General features: G+C 58.8%; 28 protein-coding genes and 1 tRNA gene. 17 read left to right on the plus strand and 12 right to left on the minus strand.

Annotated elements, in window-relative coordinates:
* Positions 1-299 precede the first annotated feature (299 nt).
* Positions 300-446 carry a hypothetical protein gene (locus BW974_RS25425; RefSeq protein WP_158413684.1) on the minus strand — a complete coding sequence of 49 codons (147 nt, stop codon included), beginning with the start codon at positions 444-446 and terminating at the stop codon, positions 300-302.
* A 36-nt stretch (positions 447-482) separates the two neighbouring features.
* On the opposite strand from BW974_RS25425, the gene BW974_RS05480 reads away from it, so the two are divergent.
* The 4 genes from BW974_RS05480 (at position 483) to BW974_RS05495 (ending at position 5,436) form a co-directional block, all read left to right on the plus strand.
* A complete protein-coding gene (locus BW974_RS05480; protein WP_049970875.1) occupies positions 483-1,829 on the plus strand; it encodes a ribonuclease J in 1,347 nt (448 codons plus the stop codon).
* A 1-nt stretch (position 1,830) separates the two neighbouring features.
* The gene (gene idsA3, locus BW974_RS05485; RefSeq protein WP_076428730.1) at positions 1,831-2,886 is read left to right on the plus strand and encodes a geranylfarnesyl diphosphate synthase; all 1,056 of its coding nucleotides are present in this window, start codon (positions 1,831-1,833) and stop codon (positions 2,884-2,886) included.
* Positions 2,887-3,387: 501 nt separating this feature from the next.
* The gene (locus BW974_RS05490; protein WP_076428732.1) at positions 3,388-3,639 is read left to right on the plus strand and encodes a hypothetical protein; all 252 of its coding nucleotides are present in this window, start codon (positions 3,388-3,390) and stop codon (positions 3,637-3,639) included.
* Between the two features lie 78 nt (positions 3,640-3,717).
* Entirely contained in the window at positions 3,718-5,436 is a 1,719-nt protein-coding gene (locus tag BW974_RS05495) for a glutamate--tRNA ligase (RefSeq protein WP_076428734.1), read from the plus strand.
* Positions 5,437-5,927: 491 nt separating this feature from the next.
* Here BW974_RS05495 and BW974_RS25430 read toward each other — a convergent pair whose 3' ends face one another.
* Positions 5,928-6,083, minus strand: coding sequence for a DUF8014 family protein (locus BW974_RS25430; protein WP_175609629.1), 156 nt, complete (start codon positions 6,081-6,083; stop codon positions 5,928-5,930).
* Positions 6,084-6,190: 107 nt separating this feature from the next.
* Here BW974_RS25430 and BW974_RS05505 point away from each other — a divergent pair, with 107 nt between their 5' ends.
* Both BW974_RS05505 and BW974_RS05510 read left to right on the plus strand, forming a co-directional pair.
* Positions 6,191-6,478 (plus strand): DdfA family disk-determining factor, encoded by a 288-nt coding sequence (locus BW974_RS05505; protein WP_076428738.1) that lies wholly within the window; start codon positions 6,191-6,193, stop codon positions 6,476-6,478.
* 44 nt (positions 6,479-6,522) lie between these two features.
* Entirely contained in the window at positions 6,523-7,203 is a 681-nt protein-coding gene (locus BW974_RS05510) for a helix-turn-helix domain-containing protein (RefSeq protein WP_076428740.1), read from the plus strand.
* A gap of 36 nt (positions 7,204-7,239) precedes the next feature.
* On the opposite strand, the gene tmcA is transcribed toward BW974_RS05510, so the two are convergent.
* Entirely contained in the window at positions 7,240-9,531 is a 2,292-nt protein-coding gene (tmcA, locus tag BW974_RS05515) for a tRNA(Met) cytidine acetyltransferase TmcA (protein WP_076430246.1), read from the minus strand.
* A 187-nt stretch (positions 9,532-9,718) separates the two neighbouring features.
* A complete protein-coding gene (locus tag BW974_RS05520; protein WP_076430247.1) occupies positions 9,719-10,576 on the minus strand; it encodes a cytochrome c oxidase subunit 3 in 858 nt (285 codons plus the stop codon).
* A gap of 129 nt (positions 10,577-10,705) precedes the next feature.
* Between BW974_RS05520 and BW974_RS05525 the strand changes: the two genes are divergently transcribed.
* The 5 genes from BW974_RS05525 to ndk all read left to right on the plus strand — a co-directional run bounded on the left by BW974_RS05525 (position 10,706) and on the right by ndk (position 12,685).
* Entirely contained in the window at positions 10,706-11,245 is a 540-nt protein-coding gene (locus BW974_RS05525; protein WP_076428742.1) for a GNAT family N-acetyltransferase, read from the plus strand.
* Between the two features lie 192 nt (positions 11,246-11,437).
* A complete protein-coding gene (gene rpl7ae, locus BW974_RS05530; RefSeq protein ID WP_049970867.1) occupies positions 11,438-11,800 on the plus strand; it encodes a 50S ribosomal protein L7Ae in 363 nt (120 codons plus the stop codon).
* An 11-nt stretch (positions 11,801-11,811) separates the two neighbouring features.
* A complete protein-coding gene (locus tag BW974_RS05535; RefSeq protein ID WP_049970866.1) occupies positions 11,812-12,039 on the plus strand; it encodes a 30S ribosomal protein S28e in 228 nt (75 codons plus the stop codon).
* Entirely contained in the window at positions 12,039-12,230 is a 192-nt protein-coding gene (locus BW974_RS05540) for a 50S ribosomal protein L24e (RefSeq protein WP_076428745.1), read from the plus strand. The genes BW974_RS05535 and BW974_RS05540 overlap by 1 nt, the downstream gene beginning before the upstream one ends.
* Positions 12,227-12,685 carry a nucleoside-diphosphate kinase gene (gene ndk / locus BW974_RS05545; RefSeq protein ID WP_076428747.1) on the plus strand — a complete coding sequence of 153 codons (459 nt, stop codon included), beginning with the start codon at positions 12,227-12,229 and terminating at the stop codon, positions 12,683-12,685. Before BW974_RS05540 ends, ndk begins: the two co-directional genes overlap by 4 nt.
* Before the next feature lie 156 nt (positions 12,686-12,841).
* Here ndk and BW974_RS26415 read toward each other — a convergent pair whose 3' ends face one another.
* Positions 12,842-13,723 carry a hypothetical protein gene (locus tag BW974_RS26415; RefSeq protein WP_076428749.1) on the minus strand — a complete coding sequence of 294 codons (882 nt, stop codon included), beginning with the start codon at positions 13,721-13,723 and terminating at the stop codon, positions 12,842-12,844.
* A 27-nt stretch (positions 13,724-13,750) separates the two neighbouring features.
* Entirely contained in the window at positions 13,751-13,978 is a 228-nt protein-coding gene (locus BW974_RS05555; RefSeq protein WP_076428751.1) for a hypothetical protein, read from the minus strand.
* 215 nt (positions 13,979-14,193) lie between these two features.
* On the opposite strand from BW974_RS05555, the gene BW974_RS05560 reads away from it, so the two are divergent.
* The 5 genes from BW974_RS05560 to BW974_RS05580 all read left to right on the plus strand — a co-directional run bounded on the left by BW974_RS05560 (position 14,194) and on the right by BW974_RS05580 (position 19,674).
* A complete protein-coding gene (locus BW974_RS05560; RefSeq protein ID WP_076428754.1) occupies positions 14,194-15,597 on the plus strand; it encodes a selenium-binding protein SBP56-related protein in 1,404 nt (467 codons plus the stop codon).
* 10 nt (positions 15,598-15,607) lie between these two features.
* Entirely contained in the window at positions 15,608-15,937 is a 330-nt protein-coding gene (locus BW974_RS05565) for a 2Fe-2S iron-sulfur cluster-binding protein (RefSeq protein ID WP_076430248.1), read from the plus strand.
* Positions 15,938-16,003: 66 nt separating this feature from the next.
* Positions 16,004-18,427, plus strand: coding sequence for a penicillin acylase family protein (locus BW974_RS05570; RefSeq protein ID WP_076428756.1), 2,424 nt, complete (start codon positions 16,004-16,006; stop codon positions 18,425-18,427).
* Entirely contained in the window at positions 18,424-18,768 is a 345-nt protein-coding gene (locus tag BW974_RS05575; RefSeq protein WP_076428758.1) for a hypothetical protein, read from the plus strand. The genes BW974_RS05570 and BW974_RS05575 overlap by 4 nt, the downstream gene beginning before the upstream one ends.
* Positions 18,769-18,840: 72 nt before the next feature.
* Complete coding sequence (locus BW974_RS05580; RefSeq protein WP_076428760.1) at positions 18,841-19,674, plus strand: class I SAM-dependent methyltransferase; 834 nt, start codon at positions 18,841-18,843, stop codon at positions 19,672-19,674.
* A gap of 29 nt (positions 19,675-19,703) precedes the next feature.
* On the opposite strand, the gene BW974_RS05585 is transcribed toward BW974_RS05580, so the two are convergent.
* The 5 genes from BW974_RS05585 to BW974_RS05605 form a co-directional block, all read right to left on the minus strand.
* Positions 19,704-20,150, minus strand: coding sequence for a hypothetical protein (locus BW974_RS05585; RefSeq protein ID WP_076428761.1), 447 nt, complete (start codon positions 20,148-20,150; stop codon positions 19,704-19,706).
* 114 nt (positions 20,151-20,264) lie between these two features.
* Positions 20,265-20,335 (minus strand) — tRNA-Gly (locus BW974_RS05590).
* A 116-nt stretch (positions 20,336-20,451) separates the two neighbouring features.
* Positions 20,452-21,093 (minus strand): class I SAM-dependent methyltransferase, encoded by a 642-nt coding sequence (locus BW974_RS05595; RefSeq protein WP_076428764.1) that lies wholly within the window; start codon positions 21,091-21,093, stop codon positions 20,452-20,454.
* A gap of 65 nt (positions 21,094-21,158) precedes the next feature.
* Positions 21,159-23,261, minus strand: a complete 2,103-nt coding sequence (locus BW974_RS05600; RefSeq protein ID WP_076428766.1) for a type II secretion system F family protein — start codon at positions 23,259-23,261, stop codon at positions 21,159-21,161.
* Complete coding sequence (locus BW974_RS05605; RefSeq protein ID WP_076428769.1) at positions 23,261-24,895, minus strand: type II/IV secretion system ATPase subunit; 1,635 nt, start codon at positions 24,893-24,895, stop codon at positions 23,261-23,263. The genes BW974_RS05600 and BW974_RS05605 overlap by 1 nt, the downstream gene beginning before the upstream one ends.
* A gap of 257 nt (positions 24,896-25,152) precedes the next feature.
* Here BW974_RS05605 and BW974_RS05610 point away from each other — a divergent pair, with 257 nt between their 5' ends.
* On the plus strand, positions 25,153-25,626 hold the full coding sequence (locus tag BW974_RS05610) for a DUF5793 family protein (protein WP_076428771.1): 474 nt from the start codon (positions 25,153-25,155) through the stop codon (positions 25,624-25,626).
* A 50-nt stretch (positions 25,627-25,676) separates the two neighbouring features.
* On the opposite strand, the gene BW974_RS26925 is transcribed toward BW974_RS05610, so the two are convergent.
* The gene (locus tag BW974_RS26925; protein ID WP_281247660.1) at positions 25,677-25,808 is read right to left on the minus strand and encodes a hypothetical protein; all 132 of its coding nucleotides are present in this window, start codon (positions 25,806-25,808) and stop codon (positions 25,677-25,679) included.
* Positions 25,809-25,843 lie beyond the last annotated feature (35 nt).

Raw genomic sequence — 25,843 nt, forward strand, 5'->3', positions numbered from 1 at the left:
ACAGCATGTGGTCACCACGACGAAGCCAGCAGTACGTGATTTGATCAGTGTTGGTTTGTCGGGGCAAGTCACGCGCCGGATTTACAGAGAATAGTATCACGACAAAATTCCTGAAACGTCATTTTCTGCACCAAAATTTCTCGCGAGCAGAATTTACTATCCGTGCGAGAAATAGAAAAACAACAAACAGCGACGTCTGTTGGCGAGGAATACCAAATTAATATACGCTGAAAGCGTTGAAACTAAATTCTAACCTACCCGTTACCACCCCCCGACGGACACAATCCCGGCAGTTTTTATTACCGGGGCGCGTAGGTGCGCTCAGACTGGGCAACTCGCGGGCGAGCGGCTTTGCCGCGCGCGAGTGCCAGACCGACGTGCTGTAAGACGCCGGGGTCTGACGCTCGCGGCCCCGCGAGGATTTCAGTGAGCAACGCAACCGCCACGTCGTGTGGCGTTTCAATGCTTGAGGAAAACCAACTATGGAAATCGAAATTGCAACCATTGGCGGATACGAAGAAGTTGGACGGCAGATGACTGCCGTGCGCGCGGGAGACGACGTCGTCATCTTCGACATGGGTCTGAACCTGTCGAAGGTACTCCTTCACGACAACGTTGAGACGGAAAAACTACACAGCCTCGACTTAATCGACATGGGCGCGATTCCGGACGACCGAGTCATGTCCGACCTCGAAGGCGACGTGAAGGCTATCGTCCCGACGCACGGTCACCTTGACCACATCGGTGCCATCAGCAAGTTGGCCCACCGATACAACGCACCAATCGTCGCCTCGCCGTTCACCATCGAACTGGTGAAACAGCAGATTCAGGGCGAGGAGAAGTTCGGGGTCGAAAACGACCTCATGAAGATGGAAGCGGGCGAGACGATGCAGTTGAGCGACGAAGTCGAACTCGAATTCGTCAACGTCACTCACTCCATCATCGACGCAATCAACCCCGTAGTTCACACCCCCGAGGGTGCCATCGTCTATGGACTGGACAAACGGATGGACCACTCGCCGGTTCTCGGCGACCCAATCGACATGAAGCGCTTCCGCGAAATCGGCCGTGAAGGCCCCGGCGTCCTCGCCTACATCGAGGACTGTACGAACGCGGGTCGGAAGGGTCGAACGCCGAGCGAATCGGTCGCTCGCCGTCACCTGAAAGACGTTCTCTACAGCATCCAAGACTACGACGGCGGTATCGTGGCGACGACGTTCTCCAGCCACATCGCCCGTGTCAAGAGTCTCGTGGAGTTCGCGGACGACATCGGTCGGACGCCGGTTCTGCTCGGCCGTTCGATGGAGAAATACTCGGGCACCGCGGAACGCCTGAACTTCGTTGACTTCCCAGAGGACATGGGCATGTTCGGCCACCGAAAATCCGTCGACCGAACGTTCAAACGCATCATGAAGGAGGGCAAGGAGAACTACCTTCCAATCGTCACTGGCCACCAAGGAGAGCCGCGCGCGATGCTGACCCGAATGGGCCGCGGCGAGACGCCGTACCAACTGCAAGACGGTGACAAAGTCGTCTTCTCCGCGCGCGTCATTCCGGAGCCGACGAACGAGGGACAGCGCTACCAGTCCGAGCGACTCTTGAAGATGCAGGGTGCACGGATTTTCGACGACGTGCACGTTTCCGGCCACCTCCGCGAGGAAGGCCACTACGAGATGTTGGATGCGCTCCAACCGCAACACGTCATCCCGGCCCACCAGAACATGAAGGGCTACGCGCCGTATGTGGATCTCTGTGAGAGCCAAGGCTACCGCCTCGGCAGAGACCTCCACGCTACGCGAAACGGCAACCTCATCCAGCTTGTCGATTGATATGACTGACGCGAGTACGGAATCACGCGAAGAACTCGTCATGCAGACGGTCGAACAGCGCCGCGAGTTGGTCAACAAGGCCATCGAGGAAGACCTCCCAATCGTCAAACCGGAACGCCTCTACGAGGCATCTCGGTATCTGCTCGATGCGGGCGGAAAACGGCTTCGTCCGACCGTGCTGTTGTTGGTCGCGGATTCGCTGGCCGACGTCGAACCCATGTCGGAAGCCTACCGAAAGTTCCCCGCGCTCGACGGAACCGAACTCGACGTGATGGCCGCTGCGGTGAGCATCGAGGTCATTCAATCCTTTACGCTCATCCACGACGACATCATGGACGACGACGACTTGCGCCGCGGTGTTCCGGCGGTTCACGAAGCCTACGACGTTGAAACGGCGATTTTAGCTGGTGACACGCTGTACTCGAAGGCGTTCGAAATCATGCTGGACACGGGTGCGTCACCGGAACGCTGTGTCCGCGCGCTGGACGTACTCGCATCAACCTGTACGAAAATCTGTGAAGGACAGGCCCTCGACGTAGCGTTCGAGGAGCGCCCGGACGTGCTCCCCGAAGAGTATCTGGAGATGATAGAGAACAAAACCGCCGTCCTCTACGGTGCGGCGGCGAAAGTTCCCGCCGTCCTTCTGGGTGCCGACGACGAAGTCGTCGAAGAACTCTATCAGTACGGCATCGACGTCGGTCGGGCGTTCCAGATTCAAGACGACGTGCTCGACCTGACGGTTCCGAGTGAGAAACTCGGCAAACAGCGCGGAAGCGACCTCGTCGAGAATAAACAGACTATCATCACGCTTCACGCCCGCAAACAGGGTATCGACGTGGATTCGCTGGTCGAAACCGACGACGTCGGCGAGGTGACCGAGGCAGAAATCGACGCCGCAGTCGCACGACTCGAAGACGCCGGAAGTATCGACTACGCGCGCGAGAAAGCGCAGGAACTCGTCCAACGCGGTAAAGGTCGGCTTGATGTCCTGCCGGACAACGAATCGCGCTACCTGCTCGAAGAAATCGCAGACTATCTCATCGAGCGCGGGCACTGAACCGCACTCGCTGACTGCTGACCCCGAATGGCGGGACGGTTTTTACGAGCGTCGTTTCTCCCGTTCGATTTGTGTTCTGACTGTGAGTTGGGTAGCGGTTACTCTCGCTCTTCAAGTCGGAAATGACACGAGAACCGTGGGGTTTGGCACTCTCGTACTGTATCTATGCGTGCAGTATCGACGCGTGAAATAGCCACAGTTTGATGTATTCCGGATTATAGATGAAATAATCCTCAATCGAGGATTCTGGATGAATGTCACTGTATTCGAAGCAGTTCTAGAACAATTCGAGTGAGTTTAAAAATATCGTAATAGAAATTACAGCGGTAGAGCATCCATTTAGGATTAGACGCAATCCTGCGAATGATTAATTGTCGCCGGATGCAGCGTCGCAAACAGTTAGAACGATTTCAGGGTATAATACTGGATGCCGATGAGCGTTTTTCTGAACGGGAAATCTCCAGTTTGAGTGGATTATTCCTGTCCACCCGGTGAGAAAGCATGAAAGGTAGACGAACGCTGCAGATTGGCATCGCACTAATGGCACTGGTCGGGTTGACGCTCGCAAGCGGCGCGGCAATCGCGAGCGGCGGTGATTACAGCAGTGACGACAAATACGACGACAAAAAGGACAAGAAAGACAAGAAGGACAAAAAGTACGGCAAAGACAAAAAGAAGAAGCACAAAGTGCCAGCGTGTAAGAAGTCGAACGGAAAAGCCCCGAAAAAGAATCCACACTGCAAGAAGTACTGAGACGCGACGCCACTCGTTTTTTCGCGTCCGAGTACGAAAGAGCGAGATTTTTCATTCAGACCCACAAACTATCGGGCAATGAACGACGATTTGCGTGCCCAAATCGAAACTGAAGCCGAAAAACACGCGCTGTTCAACGCGCTGAAACACGAGAGCGACGCGGATGTCGGTGCCATTATGGGGCCGCTGATGGGCGAAAATCCGGAGTTCCGCGAGCACGGAAACGAGATTCCGGGTGTCGCTGGAAAAGTCATCGGGCAGGTGAATCAGTTGGACACCGAGGGAAAACGGGAGCGACTGGCCGAAATCGACCCCGAACTGGTCGAAGAGTTGGATGCCGAGGACGAAGAAGACGACCGAGTGCTTCCAGACCTTCCGAACGCGGATGAGTACGACCAGATTCGAATGCGCTGTGCGCCGAATCCGAACGGCCCGTGGCACATGGGACACGGACGAATGCCCGCCGTCATCGGGACGTACAAAGACCTCTACGACGGCTGGTTCCTCGTTCGGTTCGACGACACCGACCCGGAGACGAAACGCCCCGACATGGACGCCTACGACGACATTTTGGAGGACATCGACTATCTCGGCTTCGAACCGGACGAGGTGATGACGGCCTCCGACCGCCTCGAAATATACTACGACCACGCCCGCGACCTCATCGAGAAAGGCGGCGCGTACACCTGCTCCTGTTCGGGCGAGGAATTTTCTGAACTGAAAAACGACGCCAAGCCGTGTCCGCACCGCGACAAGGACGTGGAGACGACGAAGGCCGAGTTCGAGGACATGATTGCCGGGGAGTACAGTTCCGGCGAGATGGTGCTTCGCGTGAAGACGGACATCGAACACAAAAACCCGGCCCTGCGCGACTGGGTGGCATTCCGGATGATAGACACGCCACACCCACGCGAGGAGGCCGAGGAGTATCGGTGCTGGCCCATGCTCGACTTCCAGTCCGGCATCGACGACCATCTGAAGGGCATCACGCACATCATTCGCGGTATCGACCTACAGGACTCCGCGAAGCGCCAGCGGTTCGTCTACGACTACTTCGACTGGGAGTACCCCGAGGTCATCCACTGGGGCCACGTGCAGGTTGACGAGTACGATATCAAGATGTCTACCTCGACCATCGGCGAACTCATCGAGAAGGGCGAACTCGACGGCTGGGACGACCCACGCGCGCCCACGCTCCAGAGTGTCCGCAGGCGTGGGATTCGCGGCGAAGCAATCACGGAAGCGATGGTGGGACTCGGCACTTCCACGAGCAACGTCGATTTGGCCATGAGCACCGTCTACGCCAACAACCGAGAGTTGGTGGACGACGACGCGCCACGGTTCTTTTTCGTCCGCGACGGCGTGGAGTATCTCCTCATCGGCGAGCACCCCGAGGTCGCGGAACCCGCGGTTCACCCCGACCACGAAGACAGAGGCACCCGCACGATCCCGGCGGGCGAAGCCGTGCTCATCGAATCGGGCGATATTCCCGACCACGGCGACCGAATCTGGCTGAAAGGATTGGGTTGCTTCCAGCACACCCGTGACGCCCTCCAGTACACGGGCGACGACATCAGCGCGGTTCGTGACGAAGGCGTAGACGTGATTCACTGGGTGCCCGCCGAGGCAAACGTGTCAGTTCGCATGCGAACCATGGACGGCGACGTTGCGGGTCGCGCCGAACCGGACTTTGCAGACACCGACGTTGACGACATCGTGCAGTTCGAGCGCATCGGATTCGTGCGAGTGGATAGTCAGGGCGACGACGAAATCGTGACCTACTACACCCACGACTGAGCGAATCAGGCGTTCGTTTTTACAGCGTTTCGAATTTTCACTATCCACGCGGCCACCACCGCGAAACGAGCCAGTACGGCGAGTTTCGCGGTCGGCGAGGAAGGGCAGGGCGGGTCTTGGTGTCCTCGTGAGCGAAGCAAACGACGGCTTGTCAGAGCAAGCTCTGCCAGTCGAATAAAGGGCTAAGGAGGAGCGACCGGAGTTCTCGTGAGCAAAGTGAGCGAGAGCACGGAAGAGCGTCGCTCTTCCGGTGGGAGCGACAACTGAGGGCTTCGTTTGGAGTCAGCAGCTAGCTTCTCGCTGTTTTGTCATTTCTAAGTGAGTTGAAAAGTCGAGTGAGATGTCTGCAATTCCCGACTCCAAACGAAGCCCTCAAACTTCGCTCGTTTCACTCGCTTCGTTCTCGCCCTTCATCCACCAGGGGAATGAATCCAATTGGCAGTAACCGTACTGGAAGATGGAGGGAGAGACAATTCGGAATCCGATATTCGCTACTTCCAATCCACGCCTTCGAGCGGTTCGGCAACGACGCCGTCTTTCTGTACCAGCACTCGCGCATGAGCAGTACACACGTCCCGATTGTCTGCCCACGGAATGTGGAGTCGAACCGCGGCCTCGTTCTCGCAGTCGTTCTCTATACATATCATGATTGTTTGTACGGTTTCGAGGCTAATCCACATCACGGTCGGACGTGGTTTAAACTGGTTTCGAGAATAACCCCCTTCTTCAGGGACGTTGGGAAACTTCGTTGCTCATGGACACGAGTGAGACGATGGAACGCGCCGAGTACGTCTACGAGATGGATGACAAAGAAAGCGTCACCGACGGCGTCGTCACCGCGGTTGGAAGCGCAACCGGACTGTCGATGACCGAGATGCCGCCACTCCACGAGAGCGTCGATGTCGATGCGCTTAACGGTTTATTTTCTGATAGCTACGGAGGCACCTCGCGGAATCAGGGCCGGATTAGATTTACGTACTGTGGTTGTAAGATACATGTCCTTAGTAGTGGTCGGGTTCTTGTGGAACCCGACGGAAACTGAATGCCCCCCTGGTTGCTGACGCGGGGTGGAGGGTCTATCACACAATGACGGTCATCGCCGAAGTGACGATTCCCGCGGACGAACTCGCGCTCGCAGAGACGTTCGAATCGGTCCCCGGATTGGTTGTCGAACTTGAACGAATGGTAGTACACCCGGAGAATCGGACGATGCCGTACATCTGGACTGTCGGACAAACCGGGAATGATGTCGAAGCGACTCTGCAAGATGACCCGACGACGACGGCAGTAACCAAACTCAGTGAACTCGACGGCGGGTCGCTCTATCACATTCGCTGGTGTCGGGAGACGCAGTTCACGATAGAAGAGATTCTGAAAGTTGACCCGATAATTATCACCGGAACCGGTGCCAGACAGGGCTGGGATTTCCAGATTCGGTTCGGCGACCAAAAGAGTATCTCGAAGCTACAGGAGAACCTCAACGACCGCGACGTATCTGTCGAACTGAAACGTCTGTACGCACCCGAAGCGCCGACGGTGGATGGTCAGTTCATGCTCACACCGAAACAGCGAATCGCACTGACGGTTGCCCTCGACGCGGGCTACTTCGACGTGCCGAGGAAGGCGAATCTAAGCGAACTGGCGGAACAACTCGACATTACGCCGCAGGCGCTCTCGAAGCGGCTACGACGAGCGCACAAAACGATGAGTCGGTACGTGCTCACCACGGGCGAAAGCGGGATAGAACGAGACAAACGACGTGATTAGCGACGACCGACTCGGTTACCGCGACACCCGACGCGATTAATCGACGTATCGCCGCATTTCTGCTTTGGCGGATTCGTTTCCGTACACTTCCACGAGCGGTCTGAACGTCTTCCCGAGGGTGCGCATGGACTCACCCGTGGAATGAAAGCCGAGTTCGTCCGCGACTTCGACCCACTCCCGAGCCTGTAGCACTTTTCGCACCAACAGACGCTCTTGTCGGAGGGTCAGAACGCCCGATTCGGTATCCTCGGGGTCGACGAAATGCTTCACCGCGATTCGTCGGAACGGGCCGGGGTCGTGGTCGAACTGTCCCGGCCCGAACGCACTGGCCGAAACGTGTCGCCACTCCGCGTCGGAAAGCGAAAGCGAGACGGTGGCTTTCGTCGTGCGCAACGCTTCGCGCACCACATCGGGTTCCATGTCGGACAGCGCATCGGAAAGCACCGACGCGATTCGCGCCGAAAACCGGCGTGCGTGGCGGTCGTACAACTTCTCGCCTGCGTCGCTCACCGGGGAGAGCATGAGAACGGAATACTCGCCGCTGGCGTCGTTTCGGGTGGTCGAAAGCTGAATCGTGCTGTAGCCGTTTTCGCGCCAAAATCGAAGCAGTTCGGGCGTCGCGCCGAATCCGGTTCCGAGCCAATCGACTCCCGAAAACTCCCGGCGAATCTCTCGAAGCAGACGCGACCCTAATCCAGATGAGCGAACCGCGTGGTGGGTTGCGATTCGCATGACGCGCAGTCCCTCGGGAACTGCAGCATCAATATCGCGGAGTTGCGTCGTCAGCACGTCGGGAAGCATGTTTCCGTTCACGCGCTCCCCGTCGTACATTCGCTCGCGCAGTGCTTCGGGGAGGTTCCCCTCACGGGCGAGCAAGGCGACGCTGACGACGTGACCATTCCAGCAGAGCGCCCGAACAACGACGTTTGGCGCATCGAGTAGTCGAGCGAGGTCGGCCGGTTCGGTTCGGTAGTGCGCGAGGACGAGCAAGCCGAACGTCTCCCGAAGAAGGTGTTCGTCCGCGAGCAAGTCCTCGGCATCGAGTTGTCGATAGGTCGCTCCTTCGGGATTCGCGTCCTCCACCAACTGTTCGACCGCGGGACGGGCGTCGAGCGCGAGCGCGCGAAACGCCCACACCTCGATTGGGTCGCCGGGGGCGTAGCGAATCGGTTCGACCATGCTCACCTCGGTCACCTCGTGGTCGCTTGCTTCGAGACGGTCGCGGAACCGCACCGAAAATCCGCGGCCTGCGCCCTCGTAGCCGTGAACCGTCGTCGTGAACGCAACGCACGGGAAGTCGAGAAATTCCTCAAGCAGACCGACGGAGAGCGCCGCGGCCTCGTCCACCAGCACCACGTCGGCGCCCATCTCACCATTGCCATTGTCATCCGCCTCGACCGCAGTCGTCGGCTTTTCAAACCGGACGACACCGCCCGATTTCGATTCGATTCGCGTCGGCGGGTCGTGGTTCGTGTCGGCCAGTTCGTCCAACGATTCGAGGATGGCTTCGGCCCGAACGAACACCTCGCGGGCGCTCCGGTAGTTCCGGGCCGTCACGAGAACGTCGTTTCCGTCGCTGGCGAGACAGCCGACTGCGATGCCGCCAGCGCTCGATTTTCCCCGCCCGCGGTCTGCTTCCACGACGACGGCGTGATTCTGCTCGCGGAGGGCTTCGAGCGCGTTCACGGCGGAACGCTGGTCGTCGGTGAGGCAGGCGTCGTAAGCAACAGAGGGGAATTGACCCCCGAAAGAATCAGGCTCGACTCCCGAGCGCGCTCGGGAGTCGAACGTGGAGTGAGGGAGTCTCGGTGCGGGGTTCGTCAGTCCGTCTTTTTCCACGGTTCCGGCATCCACGTTCGCGATTGCGATGCCGCGGTGCGCGCGGAGCGTCGCGACGAAGCGCGACCGGAAGTGTCCGGAAACATCTTCCACGTCGAACGGTTCCACCGCCAGCGACTCGTCGAACTCGTCGCGGTGGTTCGGCCACGAATCGAGGGGCGGCGCGAGCAGAACGAACAGGCCGCCGCCGTCTACCGCGCCGATAACCCGACCCAATGCGTTCGGGCGGAGTTCGTCGTGCGCGTCGAAAACGACCGCGTCGTGGGTGGTTCCGAGCAGGCTTCCGGCGCGGCGCTGGGTGACCTGTTCGCAGTTGAGTTCGCGCTGGGGGGCGACCTGTACCGTCTCTTTGGATGGGATTCCTGCGGCGGCGAGTGCGTCTCGGGCAACCTCGTATCCAGCATCTCGGTCGCCTGCGAGGACGACCATTCGTCGCTCGTTCGACTGCTGGGCCTCGTTTCGCAAGGCAGTCGCCAACGATACGTCCATAAACGGAGTTGGTCCGACCATCGCAAGGATGTTTCTCTTCGGTCGAATAGTGAAAGGTCAGGAGCAGCGGCGAGGTGGGGTTAGGTGATGGCGCCAACCCGCTCGCATAGTGTTGCGGGGACCTCGCCAGATACACAGTGCATAGCATACACTAAATGCTTTGTGGTGATTGTAAAATTATAACAGTTCAACCGGAAAGCGATGCCCCCGCGTAGATGGAGACAACGAGGAATATCCAAACTGCGTCCACGAAGTGCCAGTACATCGAAACCGTGCTGACGGAAGTGTCCCGTTCGGGACTGTACTGGCCGATGAGGGCGCGTCCGAGCAGAATCGTCATGAGCACGATTCCGAGCGTAACGTGAAGCCCGTGGAGTCCCGTCAGGCCGAAGAACGCGCTTCCGAACACGCCGGACGTGAGCGTGAACCCTTCGTGCGCAATGAACTCGTAGTATTCGTAGATTTGTCCGCCGAGAAAGACGACCGACAGCAGAACTGTCAGAGCGAGCAAGCCGATGAACTGCCGCCGTTTCCCGCGATGGAGTGCGACGTGTGAGAAGTGAAGCGTAACGCTACTCGTGACGAGGAGAAGCGTGTTGATGAGGACGAGCGAGTTAATCAACGGCGGAATGGTCTGGCCGGTCGGTGGCCACGCCCCCGCGCGAATGAAGAAGTAGTAGACGAACCCCGCGCCGAACGTCGCAACTTCGGTGATGAGAAACAACACCATCGCCCACCGAAGTTTCGTCGCGCCGCTTCCCTCGGTGCTCCAGTAGTGGTCAACGAATCCGTGATACAGCCACCCGTACAAGCCGACGAGAAAGACCACCGTGCTAGCGACGAAAACCGTCGCACTGGACAGCGGCGAGACGTAATCGTTTCCACCGTGACTAAGCACGTACAGTCCCGCACCGACGTACACACCGGCGACGCCGAACGCCGAAACGAACGGCCACCACGAGGCTTCGCCGAATCCCCGCGGCCAATCCTCCGGTGCCGGATGGTGCTGATGCTCCGATTCCTCCCCGACGTTTCCCCCACTCATGATTTCAAAGGTGATACGTGCTGAATCCACAAAACCCTCATTCGGATTCGTCGGAACTGTTTCGGGGCGAATTTTGCGTTCGATCATCTGAACTGAACATTTTTGTCACTGGTCTGTTTCGTTCTCGGTATGCCCGGCCCCGTCTTCTGTTCCAGCGAGCGAGTCGAACTCAGAACCACCGAACGGGAGGACATAGACCTCCTCCAACAGGCACGAAGCGACCCGGAGCTTCGGACGTCGCTGATGTTCATCCTCCCACAGACCCGCGAGCAGGTCGAGGAGTTCTACGAGAACACGGTTTCCGTGAGCAACGGGGACTCGAATTTCATCGTCTGCGTCGATGGCGAACCAATCGGCGAAGCGAGTTTGTTCGACATCGAACGCGACCACGGCACGATTGCCTACTGGCTGGACGCCGACTACAGAGGCAACGGATACGCGACAGAAGCGGTTTCCCTGCTCTTGGATTACGCCTTCGACACGAGAGGTCTGCATCGGGTCGTCGCAAAAATCGGGGATTTTAACGACGGTTCGCAGGCACTCATCGAACGATTGGGCTTTACACAGGAAGGTCGGCTCCGTGACCACCTCTTTTCGCAGGGCAAGTATCGGGACGTGTTTTTCTACGGTCTGCTCCGCGACGAGTGGACGAGCAACTCAGACGACTGACGAGAACTACCGGAAATCGACCGTTACAACCGCATGTGCAAGCGTGGCACCCCGTCATTCATTTGAAAGCGTTTTTATGGGGGCATCATCAACTCAAGGGTACAACCTGCGTGGGGTTGATGATGCTCCTAGCCGCACAGGACTTCGAACGGCAGGGGAGCCTGAGCCAGCACGTAGGATAGGTGAACAACCATGCCAGTATATGTCAACTATGACGTCCCAGCCGACCTTCAAGACCGAGCGCTCGACGCGCTCGAGGTCGCACGGGACACGGGAACCGTAAAGAAAGGAACCAACGAAACGACCAAGGCAGTCGAACGCGGCAACGCCGACCTCATCTACGTCGCAGAAGACGTTCAGCCGGAAGAAATCGTCATGCACCTGCCAGAACTCGCCGACGAGAAGGGTATCTCCTTCGTCTTCGTCGAGACGCAGGACGATGTCGGTCACGCGGCCGGACTCGAAGTCGGCAGTGCCGCCGCCGCCATCGTTGACGCTGGCGAAGCCAGCGACGACGTGGATGACATCGCCTCGAAGGTCGAGGAACTTCGGTGAGGTGACTCACGATGAGTGCTGAAGAGACCGGACAGGAGGACTCCACCTCCGCCGAGGTCATCGAAATCGTCGGTAAGACGGGGATGCACGGCGAGGCCATGCAGGTCAAATGCCGCATCCGCGAGGGAGAAAACCAAGGGCGTATCATCACGCGCAACTGTCTCGGCCCCGTCCGCGAGGGCGACGTGCTTCAGTTGCGTGAAACCGCACGCGAGGCAGACTCCATCGGAGGACAATAATGCCACAAACACGAGAGTGTGACTACTGCGGCGACGACATCGAACCCGGCACGGGAACGATGTTCGTCCGCACGGACGGAACGACCATTCACTACTGCTCCAGCAAATGCGAGAAGAACGCCAACCTCGGTCGCGAACCGCGCGACCTCGAATGGACGGCGGACGGCCAAGCACAGAGTGGTAGCGAATGAGCGAGCGAACCTTCGTGATGGTCAAGCCGGACGGCGTTCAGCGCGGCCTCATCGGGGACATCGTCTCCCGATTCGAAGACCGCGGTCTGAAGATGGTCGGCGGCAAGTTCATGCAGATCAGCGAAGAGCTCGCCCACGACCACTACGGTGAACACGAGGGCAAACCGTTCTTCGACGGCCTCGTTGACTTCATCACGTCCGGCCCAGTCTTCGCGATGGTCTGGGAAGGACAGGACGCAACGCAACAGGTTCGCCGAATGATGGGCGAAACCGACCCCGCCGAATCCGCCCCGGGCACTATCCGCGGCGACTTCGGACTCGACCTCGGCCGGAACGTCATTCACGGTTCGGACCACGAGGACGAGGGTGCGAACGAGCGCGAAATCGACCTGTTCTTCGACGAAGCAGAACTGGTCGATTACGAGAAAATCGACGCCGAGTGGCTGTACGAGTAAGTCACGACTGGCTTCGATTCAATTTCATTTCTGCGGACGTTGATGATAGTACCGAAGAGAGATGGGTACGGACAGTCATGGTCTCCGCGGAGCGCGACTTCTTTCGTTTGCCAGGTATTTCAGCAGACTCGGGAGTAACGATAGTTCGGTCGAAACTTAGCCACGGATAGTCGCATCGGCGCGTTCGGCATTTGACGGAACAAAGATTTCGGTGTCGATGTCTTTCGTGGTGCCGGGGCTGACGACCCCCTCGGTATAGGTGTGGCTGGAGATGACGGAATTCGCTTCGTCGTACAACGAAATGACAGCCTCGACTTCGGTTGCTTCACCCTCGTTTGTGATGCTGAGTTCGGCGCGGGCAAGTTGGTCGTCGATGATATCGACATCGACCTCGTTGCCGTCCTCGTCGTAGAATTCGATTCGGTTCAGAGTGAGAAGCGTCTCTCTGCCGCCGATGTATCGGAAGAGTCGTTGTGATATGTCTTCGTAGATTCTGTCCCCCTCGGTACCGTCCTCGAAGAGAGCACCAATCGGGTTGAGGTCGGCACGCAGGTCGCTGGCGATAGTGGTGCGGTTCCTCGTGTTGGTTTTCAGTCGAAGGTAGTCGCTGATGAATGGGTCGAACTCCTTCGGAAGGTCACCGTCGTACATGTCGGCGTAAGCCCGGAGTTCGGCGTCGAAGTTGAGCAACGGCGGAAGGGGTGCGGAGGCTTTTTCTGCAGGCACCCACGGTCTGGCAGTCGTTCTGTGGTCGTCGGACTCGCTGGTGGTGGTCGTGGTGTCCCGCTCGAAGTAATCGAGACTGTCGAGAAGGAAGGCGAAGATGGCGCTGAGAACGGTGACGAACAGCACTCCTGCCGTGAGCAGATACGAGATTGGGGTTGGGAGCGTGAATTGGAACAGCGCGATGAACACGCAGGTCACCATTCCAACGACGAGGAGAAACGACCCGAGATTGGGGTTTTTCCCCGTAAGAAACTCGATATTGTCGAGGAATGTTGATTCGGTTTCCGTGTCGGTAGTTTCAGGTTGGCTCATTGTTATTCTGGTCGGGTTATCGGTGAATTACCCCGTAACGTCGGCTTTTTGCATATTGGCAGCACGCTGGAGCACTTGGACGAGGTGCGCAACCCAGAGGCCAGCAGTGAATCCGAACAGAGTACCGACAGTCGTGATGCGAATGGATTCTTCGAGCGGTGCGAATGCGGTGAGGACGCACAGCGTCCCAAAAATGAGCATGAGACTGTATTGGACGCGCGTGGCCCGGTTCGCTCGTCGTATCTCCTCGAGCATAATCAGAGCGTGTAGGCGTCTCAGAGGGTTAACTCTACTGCCCAGCAAAATTATAGATTATCTGTTAGTTAGTGTAGTAGTTAGAATGAGATGGTGCTATTGCACCCCCATGCCACCGAGAGGCAGAAATCTTGGGTACGGTATAGGCAATATTTGCCGCAACCCACCACGCCACGCCCTTTGCTACCGTACCACATTTTTGAGGGGGAGGGAAAATGAGCGACACGGAATCACCCGAAAGCGGAGCGCACGAGCACCACGAACACCACCACGACGTAGAGGGGCCGGGGTACGCCACGCCGCAGGCCGCAATCGAGCAGGCCGAGCGCGAGAAAATCGCGTATGTCCCGTCGCTGTACGTCGGCACGGACGTTGACGCGCCGGATTTCCTGTCGGTCGTGGACGTTGACCCGGATTCAGATACCTACTGTGAGGTCATCGACAGGATGGAGATGCCGAACAAGGGCGACGAACTGCACCACTTCGGTTGGAACGCCTGCTCGTCGTCCTGCCACGTCGAGGGACTGGAACGACGACACCTCGTCGTGCCGGGCCAGCGGTCGTCCCGACTGCACATCGTGGACACGAAAAACCGCGAAAATCCTGAAATCGTTAAAGTCATCGAACCAGAGGATGTGTACGAGTACGACCTTTCCGCGCCGCATACGGTTCACTGCATTCCGGACGGTGAGATTCTCGTCTCGATGCTTGGGAACAAAGACGGCGACTTGCCGGGGGGCTTCCTCGAACTGAACGACGATTTTGAAATCGTAGGTCGGTGGGACCCACCGGGTGAAATCGGCATGAACTACGACTTCTGGTATCAGCCCCGGTACAACGTGATGGTTTCGAGCGAATGGGCCGCTCCGAAAACCTACTATCCCGGCTTCGATTTGGAAGACGTGGAGAAAGGCAACTACGGCCACAAAATCAACATCTGGGACTGGGAAAATGGAACCGTCGAGCAAACCATCGACTTGGGTGAAGAGGGTCTGATTCCGCTGGAAGTCAGATTCCTCCACAGCCCCGAGGCCGCCCATGGCTACGTCGGCGCGGCGCTATCCTCGAACATGTTCCACTTCTACGAGCGCGAAAAGGAGTGGTTCGCGGAGAAGGTCATCGACGTGGAACCGCGCGAACACGAGGACTGGGACATGCCGGTTCCGGGCCTCATCACCGACCTCGTCGTGTCGATGGACGACCGCTACCTGTTCTTCTCGAACTGGCTCCACGGCGACGTCCGGATGTACGACGTGAGCGACCCGAAAAATCCGCGATTGGCAGACCAACTATGGGCGGGCGGCCTGTTCGGCCCGCGACACCCGACTGGAGAAGACGACCGAGAAGTCATCGCCGGGCCGCAGATGCTTCAGTTGTCCATCGACGGTGAGCGACTCTACTGGACGACGTCGTTGTTCTCCACGTGGGACAACCAGTTCTACCCCGAGGAGGCAGAACGCGGTTCCGTGATGCTGAAAGCCGACGTGAACCCGCGGAAGGGGACGATGACCTTGGACGAGGATTTCCTCGTGGACTTCGGCGAGATGCCGAATGGCCCGGCCCGAGCGCACGAGATTCGATGGCCGGACGGCGACTGCACCAGCGACGTGTGGCAGTGAGCGAACGACAGTGAGCGACCGACACCGAATCGAACTTCACTGGCGAGGACGAGACAGACGAACCGAAATCGTCCGCACCGAGAGCGACGAATCGGTTCTCGACGCGGCGGAACGGGCCGGAATCGGCCTTCCGTTCGGCTGTCGAACCGGCGCGTGTGCGACCTGTACCGGACGACTGCTTACGGGGAAAATCGAGCATCTGCGGCCACCGAGAGGATTGAAAAGCGATTCGGAAGAGGACGGATACGTTTTGCTCTGCATTGCGCGAGCGAAGTCGGATTGCGAAATCGAAGTCGGCAGCGACGTGCAGACTGACCTCGTGACGAACCCGTGGAAGTGACCGGCAATCGACTCCCCCTTATTTCAGGATGACGATATTTATATCGCCCACGCCACACGTTGTGATATGAACACAGACATCACGCGGCGGGCGCTCGTCGCGGCGATTATCGGCGGGAGCGTCGTCGGAGGCGCGCTCTCACCGGTTCGGTGCTATCTCCGACAGTTCGCCCCACTCAGCGGGACGGCGTGGGACGGTGCAACTGACCGCACCAACTCCCGGGTCGAAAGTTCCTACGGTTCCGCGGAGCTTCGGTACGATGACGACGGAGTTCCGAACATCACGGCCGACAGCGAGGAGGCACTTTACTTCGCGGTTGGCTACGCACAAGCGCGGGACAGACTGTTTCAACTCGACCTTCAGCGGCGACTGATGCGCGGAGAGGTTTCTGCCGTCGTCGGCGAATCGACGGTTTCGAGCGACGAGTTCCACATCCGGATGGATTTCGCGGGCGCGGCGGCGGCGACGTGGAACCACGTCGCCGACACCGAAACCGGTGACCTTGTCCGGGCGTTTTCCGACGGCGTTAACAGCTACATCGAGAACGAACCGCTCCCGCTCGAATTTTCTCTGTTAGAGTACGAACCCGACCCGTGGATGCCCACGGACACGATGCTGATGGAAAAACAGATTTCGTGGAATCTAACGGGTAGTTTTCTAACACTCCGACGCGCGAAAGTTGCCGACGCTCTCGGGCAAGCGGTTGCGAACGAACTGTATCCAGCACGACTCGACCACGATTCGCCCATCATCCGAAACGACAGGGATGGCAATCAGGAATCCACGAACGCGGTTGGTTCGCCGAGCGAACCAACCGCCGAAAAACCGGCGACGGGAAGCGAGGGAAAATCGGTGACCGAAAGCAACCGAAAATCGTCGGTGGATTCGGTCGGAACGCCGTTGCTCGACTGGTTGGGCGAGTTCGAACGCGACCACGGAATCGGGTCGAACAGTTGGGTCGTCTCCGGAAACCACACGGAAAGCGGCCAGCCAATCGTGGCGAACGACCCGCACCTCAGTCTGATGGCACCCCCGGTCTGGTACGAGATGAACCTCGAAGTCGGCGAAATGCGGACTCGCGGCGTCACCTTCCCGGGCGTCCCGTTCGTCGTCATCGGGGAAAATCACGCCGGAGCGTGGGGGTTCACGAACACCGGAGCGGACGTTATCGACTTCTATCAGTACGAGATGGACGGAAATCGTTATCGTTACCGGGACGAATGGCGCGATTTCGAAACCAAAGAGCGAGAAATCGAGGTTGCGGGAAGCGAGAACAGAACGATAACCACCCGGAAGACGGTTCACGGGCCGATGCTGGAGCGCGAAGGGCACCGCGTCGGCGTCGCGTGGACTGGCCACACAGCGACCGAAACGACGCTGGCGATTCATCAGTACGCAAAGAGCGAGGGGATGGACGACGTTCTTGCCGCGACTCGGCAGTTCGACCTGCCGACGCAGAATCTCGTGTACGCAGACGAATCCGGCAACACACTCTACTACGTCACGGGGCGGATTCCGCGGCGGATGGTGGACGGCGAGGAGGTGCGGGGGAATCGAATCTTCGATGGCTCCGCAGGAGAGGGCGAGTGGGATGGTTTCACCCCGTTCGGTGTTTCGTCGTGGGAAGGGTTCGTCCCGTTCGAGGAGAAACCGCACGTCGTCAACCCAGACGTACTGGCGACTGCGAACCAGCGGGTGACCGACGACCCGTACCTCTCGGAGGGCTACTCCAGTCCGTATCGCGGAGAGCGAATCTACGAGATGCTGGACGAGGCGGTCGAATCCGGCGACATCGACGTGGCGACCATGAAAGCGATTCAGGACGATACGCTCGACATCCGCGCCCGAAGCCTCGTGCCGGAACTGCTGGATGCGGCACGCGGAACGGACGGTCCTCAATCCGCGGTCGAAACGCTGTCGGACTGGGACTATCGGATGGAACGCGACTCGCGGGCCGCCCTGTTGTTCGTCCGCTGGTTCGACGCGTTCCGGAGGCAAACGTTCGAGGAGACGTTCAACAAAGTCGGCTTGGACGACAGTTACTATCCCCGCGATTGGGTATTGACGCACCTCGACGGGCGTCGTTGGTTCGGAAACGATGGTCGAGCCGCGACAATGGTTCACGCGCTTAGAACCGCGGCGATAATGACCGAGAAGAATGACGAAGAAGTCTATGGCGACTACAACACGACCCGAGCCATCACCCACCCGTTCGACCAGTCGTTTTTGAACTATCCGGAACTGCCGACGGACGGGTCGGCCCACACCGTGAACAACTATCGCGTCGAGTCGGCGGTCGGCAGCAGTTGGCGCATGATATGCCCGATAGGGAGCAATTCGGAGGCCATCATTCCGGGCGGCAACTCGGGAGATTACTTCTCCGACCACTACCGCGACCAACTGAAAGCGTGGGCGGATACGGAGTACAAGCCCATGCCACTCGAAATCCGCGGCGACGTGGCGGTTACGTTCGACGGAGGCGAGCGATGAGCCGATTCGCCGGGAATCCACTCGCCGAACTTCGAGCGAATGCGACCTACCGCCTCCTCGCCGTTGGTGCCGGAATCGTCATCGGACTCGCCCTCGCGTGGGTTCATTGGCTCGGCCTGCTGGTCGGCGGCGCGCTGGTCAGTCTCCCGACAAAAAGCTGGAAACGCGGGGTTCTGGCCGGATTGGGTTTCGGCGTTCTCTCGCTTCTCGTTTTCCTCTCCCTGCTGGCGTTTTACGGGTCACTCGCGCCCGCCCTCGGAATGGGTCAGATTACCGCGTTGGTGGTGGCGATTCCGCTCGCCGCGGGGACGATTGGCGGCCTTGTGCGTATGCTAGTGTAGAAGCGGTAGAAACCGCGTTCGTCGCTGTGACCACATCCGAATGGCTTTGTCATCACGAAAGAACCACAGAGTATGCCAGACGACACCCTCCCGACAACCGCCGATTTTTTGCAGACGAATCGGAAACGCTGGGACGAACTCGCAGAACACCACCCGGATACCGAATTTTACGATGTAGAGCGATTTCTCGACGGCGCAACGACCCTTCGACCGCTTGAACTGGAGGAACTGGGCGACGTAAGTGAGAAACCCCTGCTCCACCTCCAATGCCACTTCGGCCTCGATACGCTCTCGTGGGCGCGAGCGGGTGCAGATGTAACCGGTGTGGATTTCTCCGAAGCGGGGGTTTCGATGGCCCGTGAACTCGCAGACGAGACTGAACTGGATGCCGAGTTCGTCCAAGCCAATCTCTACGACTTGCCAGACGAACTCGACGGCGAATTCGACGTGGTGTACACCTCCTACGGCGTGCTGGCGTGGTTGCCAGACCTTACAGAGTGGGCCGAAGTAATCGCGGAGTTTCTCGCACCCGGTGGGACGTTCTACATGGCGGAAATTCACCCACTCGGGACGACCCTTGCCGACCTCCAATCGGATGGAGCCGCCGAAATCGGTCACTCGTATTTCGAGGACGACGCGATGCGGTACGAAGTCGAAGGCACCTATGCAGATTGGGAGGCGGATATTGAGAATACGACTGCGGTAGAATGGCAACACGGCCTCGGCGAGGTTGTCACTGCACTCGCCTCGGCGGGATTGACTATCGAGTTCGTCCACGAGTTTCCCTTCTCCTGCTATCAGCAGTTCCCCGCGATGGAGGAGGGCGAAGACGGATGGTGGCGCGTTCCGGACGCCGAAAAGCAAGTACCGTTTACGTTCTCGGTGCAGGCCAGAAACGCGAAGTGAATCGAACCGAATTCGGGGTGTTGACCACGTCACTCCCGAATCAGCAGATACACCAGCAACAACAGCAATCCGAACTCGGAGACGAGCGCGACGAACTTCACGGGGCCAGCGAACAGATGGTCTAGGACAAACGGCAAAAACGGCCCTTCGTGGAGGTGTCCCTCGCCGAACAAGAGCAGTGGTCGGTGCCCCGTGAGATGCCAGCCGAAGTAGCCGAGGATGTAGACCGCCATGAGCACGATACCACCAGCGTACACCGGTTTTTCGTACCGACCCGCCGCGGCGAGAAACAGTCCGACGACGATGAGCAGTCCGGAGAGAACGAACAAGGGCCACCGAAGGTCGCGAGGGATGATAAATCCGGCATCCGCCCAGCGAATCCAGTTGAACGCACCAAGCGTCAGATGAATCACCGCGACGACGACTGCGAGTTGGGCCGCCACGAAACGGGTCGGGGAAATGGAATCGAAGTCCATCAAATCGGACTGTATGGAGTAGACGCCTAAGCAGTTGGCGACTTGGCGGCCGATTGGGAGTCGCTCGAATCGCTACACGTGTGACTACGAATCAGAATGTAGTGTGTGGTAAAATGCACCGGACGGGACTTGAACCCGTGCCATGAGCTTGGAAGGCTCAGGTCCTACCACTAGACCACCGGTGCAAACTCTCGCTTCGCTTCGAGTTCGCACCGAGGTTCGCAAATCCGAAGGATTTGCTCACCACCGGTGCACTCGAATACGAATGTACTTCCAAATTGTGCATCCCGGTTTAAGGGTGTTACTGTTTCCGTCCACGAACCAGGGCGTAGCAGTTTCCACTCGAAATTGAGATATCGTCGGGAACGAGCGCGCTTTCCGCGACATCCTCCCGGAACTCGTCGGGCGAGTAGATGTGGTAAAATCGCGGCACGGTTTCCCCGCCGGGAAGCGTCCAGTCCACGGTCGTATCGAAGGCGTCCTCTCGGTCGAACTTGTCGTGGGCCGTACTCCACGCGCTGACCAGTGCAGTGCCCTCCAGCGAAAGCACGCGGGCCAGTTCGTCCAGACTGCCGACTCGTGCGTCTCTCGTCGGCAAGTGGTGGAGCGTTGCGACGTACACCGCGAGGTCGATGCTGTTTTGGGTCAGCGGGATTCGCGCGGCATCGCACTGTACGAGGTCGGTTTCGAATCCTCGTTCCCGAGCGCGGGCGCTGGCTTCCGCCAGCAGGCCCGCGCTCACGTCTGCCCCAACGACGCGCCTCGCGTGCGCGGTCAACAATTCTGCGTGTCGCCCGTTTCCGCACCCGAGGTCGAGGGCAGTGTCGGCAGTTCGCCCGTCGAGAAAGGATTCGACTTCGGGCCACGCGTACTCCCGAGTCTTGGCGAAATGCGCCGCGATTCGGTCGTAGGTGGCCTGCACGTCACCCCTATTCGGTTCCATATCCGAACTCTCGGGCCGGGAGGCAAATGTCCTGCGGGTCGGCGGGTCAGAACAATCGGCGAGAGCTACAGGGAATACTGGAGCACGAGGAAGACGACGTAGGCGATGGCGAACATCGCAGTCGCGTGTTTCGCACCGTCGCGTATCTTGCCTTCACCCATTTTCCCCGCGACGAAACCAGAAAAGAGGGCCTGCATCAGCGCAGTGTGGAAGAAGACGAGTCGGTATGCGTCGAAGTCCACGCCCGCGATGTTGCCCAACCCGCCGAGATTTCCACCTGTCGGGGCGTTACTGCCCGCGTTCGCCTCAGGGAGGCTTTCGAGCGCGGGCATGAGGATGGCGGACAGCGCCACCACGATGATGAGGAAGACGAAAAACGAGATGTAGATGATGATGAGATAGGTCATCATCTCCTGTGCGCGCTGGCGTTTCAGTCGCCGGGACGCCTGTGCTTCGTCCGCCGCGATTCGAAGCACTCGTCCCACGTCGCCGCTCGCGTGCATCGCGTTCGTCACGAGGGTTACGACACGCGTAATCGTCGGCGTATCGACTCGGTGTTCGAACCGCCGGAGTGCGGTCGCGGTGTCGGTTCCCCATTCGATGTCGCGCCACATTCGCTGTAGTTCCGCGTTTAACACGCCGAGGTCGGTGCTCGTGACGCGGCGGAAACTCTCGACCACGGTCATTCCGGCTTCGTTGACGCTGGCGAGGCGGTCTAACAGGTCGGGGACTGCCGCCTCGATTGCTTTCATCCGTCGTCGTTTCATCTCTTGGACGACCGCAAACGTCCCCAGCACGAACAGCGTGGCCTGTACGAGTACGTCGTCAGCGGAGGCAAGCGTGACCGTTCCCGCTCCGATTTCCGGCGTGAGACGAATCAGGACGGAAAGAAGCGCGAGCGGAATCGTCACGTAGAGGATGGTTACTGGCTCTTCGCGCACGACACGGAGCGGGTCGGAGAGCGCGGTTCGAATCCCCTCCAATCGGTCGTAGGCGTCCAGTCGTTCCTCGTTGACGGGAGAAAATCCGCCGTCGCTGACCGCGCGTCCGGCGTCCGGGTCGCTGGCGCGGCGCACGTCGAGATGATTCGATTCGAGTAATCTTCGCGTTTCCTTGCTAACGCTCAGCGATTCGGTGATGCTGTCGAGGTAGACGACGAATCCGAGGTTTCCGAGAGGAATGAACAGATACGCCATCAGGTATAGAATCGTGAGCGTGTCCGCCATTCCCATCAGGCCGATGACGACGAGGATGGTGATGAGGAGGAGGGGGCCGACGACGAACAGGGAAACGTACCCCTCGGCTAACGTCGCCAGCAGTTCCAAAAACGCCTCCTGTTGCACTTTCGCGTCCTTCTGATAGCGCTCGTACTGGTCGTGCAGATACGAGGGGAGACTCTGCCCGCTCTGGAGGACGCTGGCCAAATTGTCGCCGAACTCCTCGAACTTCTCGCTCGGCGACTGTCGCGCCATCTGCCGGATGGCGGTCAGCATGTCGAGTCCGAACAAGTCCATCGCCTTCACGCCGACCGCGATTTCCTCCGCGGTTTCGCCGTACACGTCCCGGTTTCGTGCCAAGGTTCGCATGATTTCGGGGAACGCCATCCCACTGCGCGAGAGGGCGTAGATGAACGCCACGGTTCGAGCGAGGCTGGCGTCGATTTGTCTGGCCCGGGCGCTTCCGTGATGGGAGGGTGTCTCCCACCGAAGCCAGTAGGTCAGCAGTCCACCCAACAAACCGACCGTCGCACTGCTGAACAGCAACAGGACGAACAGTTCGCCGAGCGAGAGGTTCGGAACCGAAAGCAGGTCGGCGAGAAAGACGAACTGCGACGGAAGTGTCTGCCGAACCGATTCGGGGGAGACGGAAAGCAGAGACAGCACCAATCCGACGAGATAGACGCCGATGATGCTTCCTGAAATCGCGGCCAGTGCGGAGTACACCCACGTTTTCGAGGCGTACAGTCGGTACGTTTCCCCGATGTGGGCTGACTGAAGCACGTCGGAGCGTTTCGCCCGCCGCCGCCCGCTGTCTTGGACGTAGGTGCCGAACGTTTGCAGGGAGAATCGGGTGACGATTCGATAGGCCGTCTTGCTAACGGGCGACAGCGCGACGGGTGCGAGGAGGCAGAGCGCGAAAACGAGCGGGACGAAGTTGAGCAGACCCATCAGTCGAACTCCGCAACCTCGGCTTCGACGCTTCGACTGACTTTTTCGACCACTCGCTCGGGGTCGGCGTAGTATTCGTTGACCATCGCAGTAAACCGTCGATAGTCGGTGACATCGTTCTCGCGGAGGTACTGCAACACGAGTTTTCTGTTGCGCAGTTCTGTGAGCAGTTGGGAACGCGACCAGCCGTGGTTGTCCCGAATTTCGTCCAGCACGTCGCTGTCGCGCTTTTTTACAGTGTCCGTGGCGGCGTCCCACGAGAACGCAGTGGAGTAGTCCAAGTCACCGGTTCGCTGGTCGATGCCGTTGATTTCCGCGAGCGTTCGATTCCGGCGAACGCGCTCTTCCCCGACGTAGGTCAAGGTCTGGATGGAGAGGATGTCGAGGGATTGAATCATCGCCCGCGGCACGTTGATGGGTTCGTTTTCGAGGCGGTTGATGACCGTCTGGACGCTGTCGGCGTGCATCGTGGAGTAGGTCGTGTGCCCGGTGTTCATCGCCTGAAACAGCGTCATCGCTTCCTGTCCTCGAACCTCACCGACCGCGATGTATTCGGGTCGGTGGCGCAGAGCGGAGCGAAGCAGGTCGTACATCGTGATGTCCGCGCCTTCGTCCAGTCTGTCGCGGGTCACGGAGGAAAGCCAGTTGTCGTGGTAGAGGGTCAGTTCCCGGGTGTCCTCGATGGTGAGAACCTTCGAGCGCGGCGGGATGAACATCGAAATCGCGTTCATCGAGGTTGTTTTCCCAGACGCAGTCCCGCCCGCGAAGACGAGCGATTTGTTGTTCTCGATGGCCAACCAGAGATAAGCCATCTGGTCGAGCGAAAAGGTTCCGTAGTTCACCAAATCGACGGGCGTGAACGGTTCGTTCGCGTACTTTCGGATGGTGAACGCCGACCCACGCGGCGTGACCTCCTTGCCGAGCGCGAGTTCCGCACGACTGCCATCGGGCAAGGTCGCCTCCACGACAGGTTCGCCGACGCTGACGTGTTGGCCCGACTGCTGGGCGAGTCGGACGACGAGGCTGTCGAGTTCCTCCTCACCGTAGGCGACGTTCGATTCGATGTCGTTGTACTCGTCGTGATAGACGAACAGCTGGAGGTCGTAGCCGTCACACGAGATGTTCTCGATGTGCGGGTCGTGCATGAGCGGGTCGAGTTTGCCGAATCCGCGGAAGGCACGAAAGAGGTAGTAAAAGAGGCGGTAGAAGGTCGCCGAATCGACTTCGACTCCGTACACCTCCAGTAGTTCGCGGAGTTCGTCACGGAGCACGTCTTCCGCGGTTTGGCCGCCCATCTCCCGACGATAGATGAGCGATTCGCGCAAGTCCGAAAACAGTCGGTCGAGCAGTTCCGCCTCGAACTCGTCCAGTTCGGGTTCGACCACGTAGTACAGGTGGTCGTTCGCCTCCGCGTCGTAGTTGATGGAGACGAACGCAAAGGGCGCGTTCACCCAATAGCGTTCGACTTCCTCGTAGCCCGGAACGCCGGTAAACGTGATGAGCGACCCGTCCTCGGTCGGATTGTACTCGCCGACCGAAATCGTGGAACCGTGAAGCATCTCGACGGTGCGGCGAATCGTTTTGTGGAACTCCCGGACGCGGACGGTCAGTTCCTCTGTCTCTAAACCCGACATGTGTTGATGCTGTCTATCACGCGCAGTTCTTCGTTCCTCCACCCGATTTCGATTCATATCGCGCGTGACAGACGTGTTTCGTCACGCTCATTGGAGCGTGGCCACTTAAATCATGGCTGGATAGTTTCAATGTTGGATAATCGAACAGGTTGCGTTTCCAATTTCAGAGACGGCCGAACGACGCTTCGGAACCCACAGGAAGCACAATCACATGGCGTTACGTTCATGAGACGCGAGAACGTAGGCGGGTATACGGAATGAGGCGCGACTACTTCACACTAGATGTCGAAAATATAGATTGGGCGGATGCGGATGGAACGCCGCGTAAGCCGACGGTAATCATCGATTTCGAGGGGCCGTCTTCGACGCTCCGCGAGCGCCTCACGGCTCTCGACGGTGAACTGCTCGAAGCCGACGAGACGGACGTAACCTTCCGCTTGCAAGCAAATCTGGACGACTCGGACGCAACCGGCGTGGTGAGCGTCACGAATCGAACGACCGGAGACTTCATCCTCGAACTCAACGAGGACGCGGAAGACGTTCTGAAATTCATTCGGGCCGCCCGCGCATACGGCGACGAATCGGACGAAACCGACGGACGCTATCACGTCGATATTGCCATCAACGGCGAGCACGTCGTCGAATACGACAAAAGCACGTTCCTCGTCTACAACCGCGAAGGAAATCTGCTCCGTCAGCACAGTCTCATCCCGAGCGGTGTCGAGCTGTAAACTGTAGTCCATCAGCCGTCGCGTCCATCTCTTTTCGTTCCTTTTGTGCGTCAGAACCACGGCGTGATGACGCCCGCCATCACGGCCACGACGTAGAGTCCGACGAGTACTGCAAGGACGATGATGAGTCCGAGAATGTAATCGAACACTCCCCGTGGCGTCGTCATCTTTGGCACGTTCATGTCAATCGCTACGACGGAGGGACGCATATCGTTAT

Source organism: Haladaptatus litoreus (genome assembly GCF_900156425.1).
Taxonomy (GTDB): Archaea; Halobacteriota; Halobacteria; order Halobacteriales; family Haladaptataceae; genus Haladaptatus; species Haladaptatus litoreus.

What these genes read in the sequence shown, in the direction of transcription:
- BW974_RS05570 (WP_076428756.1), top strand. Translation starts at nt 16,004, where the DNA reads ATGAACACAGACATCACGCGGCGGGCGCTCGTCGCGGCGATTATCGGC.
- BW974_RS05505 (WP_076428738.1), top strand. Translation starts at nt 6,191, where the DNA reads ATGGACACGAGTGAGACGATGGAACGCGCCGAGTACGTCTACGAGATG.
- BW974_RS05580 (WP_076428760.1), top strand. Translation starts at nt 18,841, where the DNA reads ATGCCAGACGACACCCTCCCGACAACCGCCGATTTTTTGCAGACGAAT.
- idsA3 (WP_076428730.1), top strand. Translation starts at nt 1,831, where the DNA reads ATGACTGACGCGAGTACGGAATCACGCGAAGAACTCGTCATGCAGACG.
- BW974_RS05605 (WP_076428769.1), bottom strand. Translation starts at nt 24,895, where the DNA reads ATGTCGGGTTTAGAGACAGAGGAACTGACCGTCCGCGTCCGGGAGTTC.
- BW974_RS05480 (WP_049970875.1), top strand. Translation starts at nt 483, where the DNA reads ATGGAAATCGAAATTGCAACCATTGGCGGATACGAAGAAGTTGGACGG.
- BW974_RS26925 (WP_281247660.1), bottom strand. Translation starts at nt 25,808, where the DNA reads ATGAACGTGCCAAAGATGACGACGCCACGGGGAGTGTTCGATTACATT.
- BW974_RS05520 (WP_076430247.1), bottom strand. Translation starts at nt 10,576, where the DNA reads ATGAGTGGGGGAAACGTCGGGGAGGAATCGGAGCATCAGCACCATCCG.
- ndk (WP_076428747.1), top strand. Translation starts at nt 12,227, where the DNA reads ATGAGCGAGCGAACCTTCGTGATGGTCAAGCCGGACGGCGTTCAGCGC.
- BW974_RS05555 (WP_076428751.1), bottom strand. Translation starts at nt 13,978, where the DNA reads ATGCTCGAGGAGATACGACGAGCGAACCGGGCCACGCGCGTCCAATAC.
- BW974_RS05535 (WP_049970866.1), top strand. Translation starts at nt 11,812, where the DNA reads ATGAGTGCTGAAGAGACCGGACAGGAGGACTCCACCTCCGCCGAGGTC.
- BW974_RS05595 (WP_076428764.1), bottom strand. Translation starts at nt 21,093, where the DNA reads ATGGAACCGAATAGGGGTGACGTGCAGGCCACCTACGACCGAATCGCG.
- BW974_RS05575 (WP_076428758.1), top strand. Translation starts at nt 18,424, where the DNA reads ATGAGCCGATTCGCCGGGAATCCACTCGCCGAACTTCGAGCGAATGCG.
- BW974_RS05510 (WP_076428740.1), top strand. Translation starts at nt 6,523, where the DNA reads ATGACGGTCATCGCCGAAGTGACGATTCCCGCGGACGAACTCGCGCTC.
- BW974_RS05560 (WP_076428754.1), top strand. Translation starts at nt 14,194, where the DNA reads ATGAGCGACACGGAATCACCCGAAAGCGGAGCGCACGAGCACCACGAA.
- BW974_RS05585 (WP_076428761.1), bottom strand. Translation starts at nt 20,150, where the DNA reads ATGGACTTCGATTCCATTTCCCCGACCCGTTTCGTGGCGGCCCAACTC.
- tmcA (WP_076430246.1), bottom strand. Translation starts at nt 9,531, where the DNA reads ATGGACGTATCGTTGGCGACTGCCTTGCGAAACGAGGCCCAGCAGTCG.
- BW974_RS05540 (WP_076428745.1), top strand. Translation starts at nt 12,039, where the DNA reads ATGCCACAAACACGAGAGTGTGACTACTGCGGCGACGACATCGAACCC.
- BW974_RS05600 (WP_076428766.1), bottom strand. Translation starts at nt 23,261, where the DNA reads ATGGGTCTGCTCAACTTCGTCCCGCTCGTTTTCGCGCTCTGCCTCCTC.
- BW974_RS05610 (WP_076428771.1), top strand. Translation starts at nt 25,153, where the DNA reads ATGAGGCGCGACTACTTCACACTAGATGTCGAAAATATAGATTGGGCG.
- BW974_RS05495 (WP_076428734.1), top strand. Translation starts at nt 3,718, where the DNA reads ATGAACGACGATTTGCGTGCCCAAATCGAAACTGAAGCCGAAAAACAC.
- rpl7ae (WP_049970867.1), top strand. Translation starts at nt 11,438, where the DNA reads ATGCCAGTATATGTCAACTATGACGTCCCAGCCGACCTTCAAGACCGA.
- BW974_RS05490 (WP_076428732.1), top strand. Translation starts at nt 3,388, where the DNA reads ATGAAAGGTAGACGAACGCTGCAGATTGGCATCGCACTAATGGCACTG.
- BW974_RS25430 (WP_175609629.1), bottom strand. Translation starts at nt 6,083, where the DNA reads ATGATATGTATAGAGAACGACTGCGAGAACGAGGCCGCGGTTCGACTC.
- BW974_RS26415 (WP_076428749.1), bottom strand. Translation starts at nt 13,723, where the DNA reads ATGAGCCAACCTGAAACTACCGACACGGAAACCGAATCAACATTCCTC.
- BW974_RS05525 (WP_076428742.1), top strand. Translation starts at nt 10,706, where the DNA reads ATGCCCGGCCCCGTCTTCTGTTCCAGCGAGCGAGTCGAACTCAGAACC.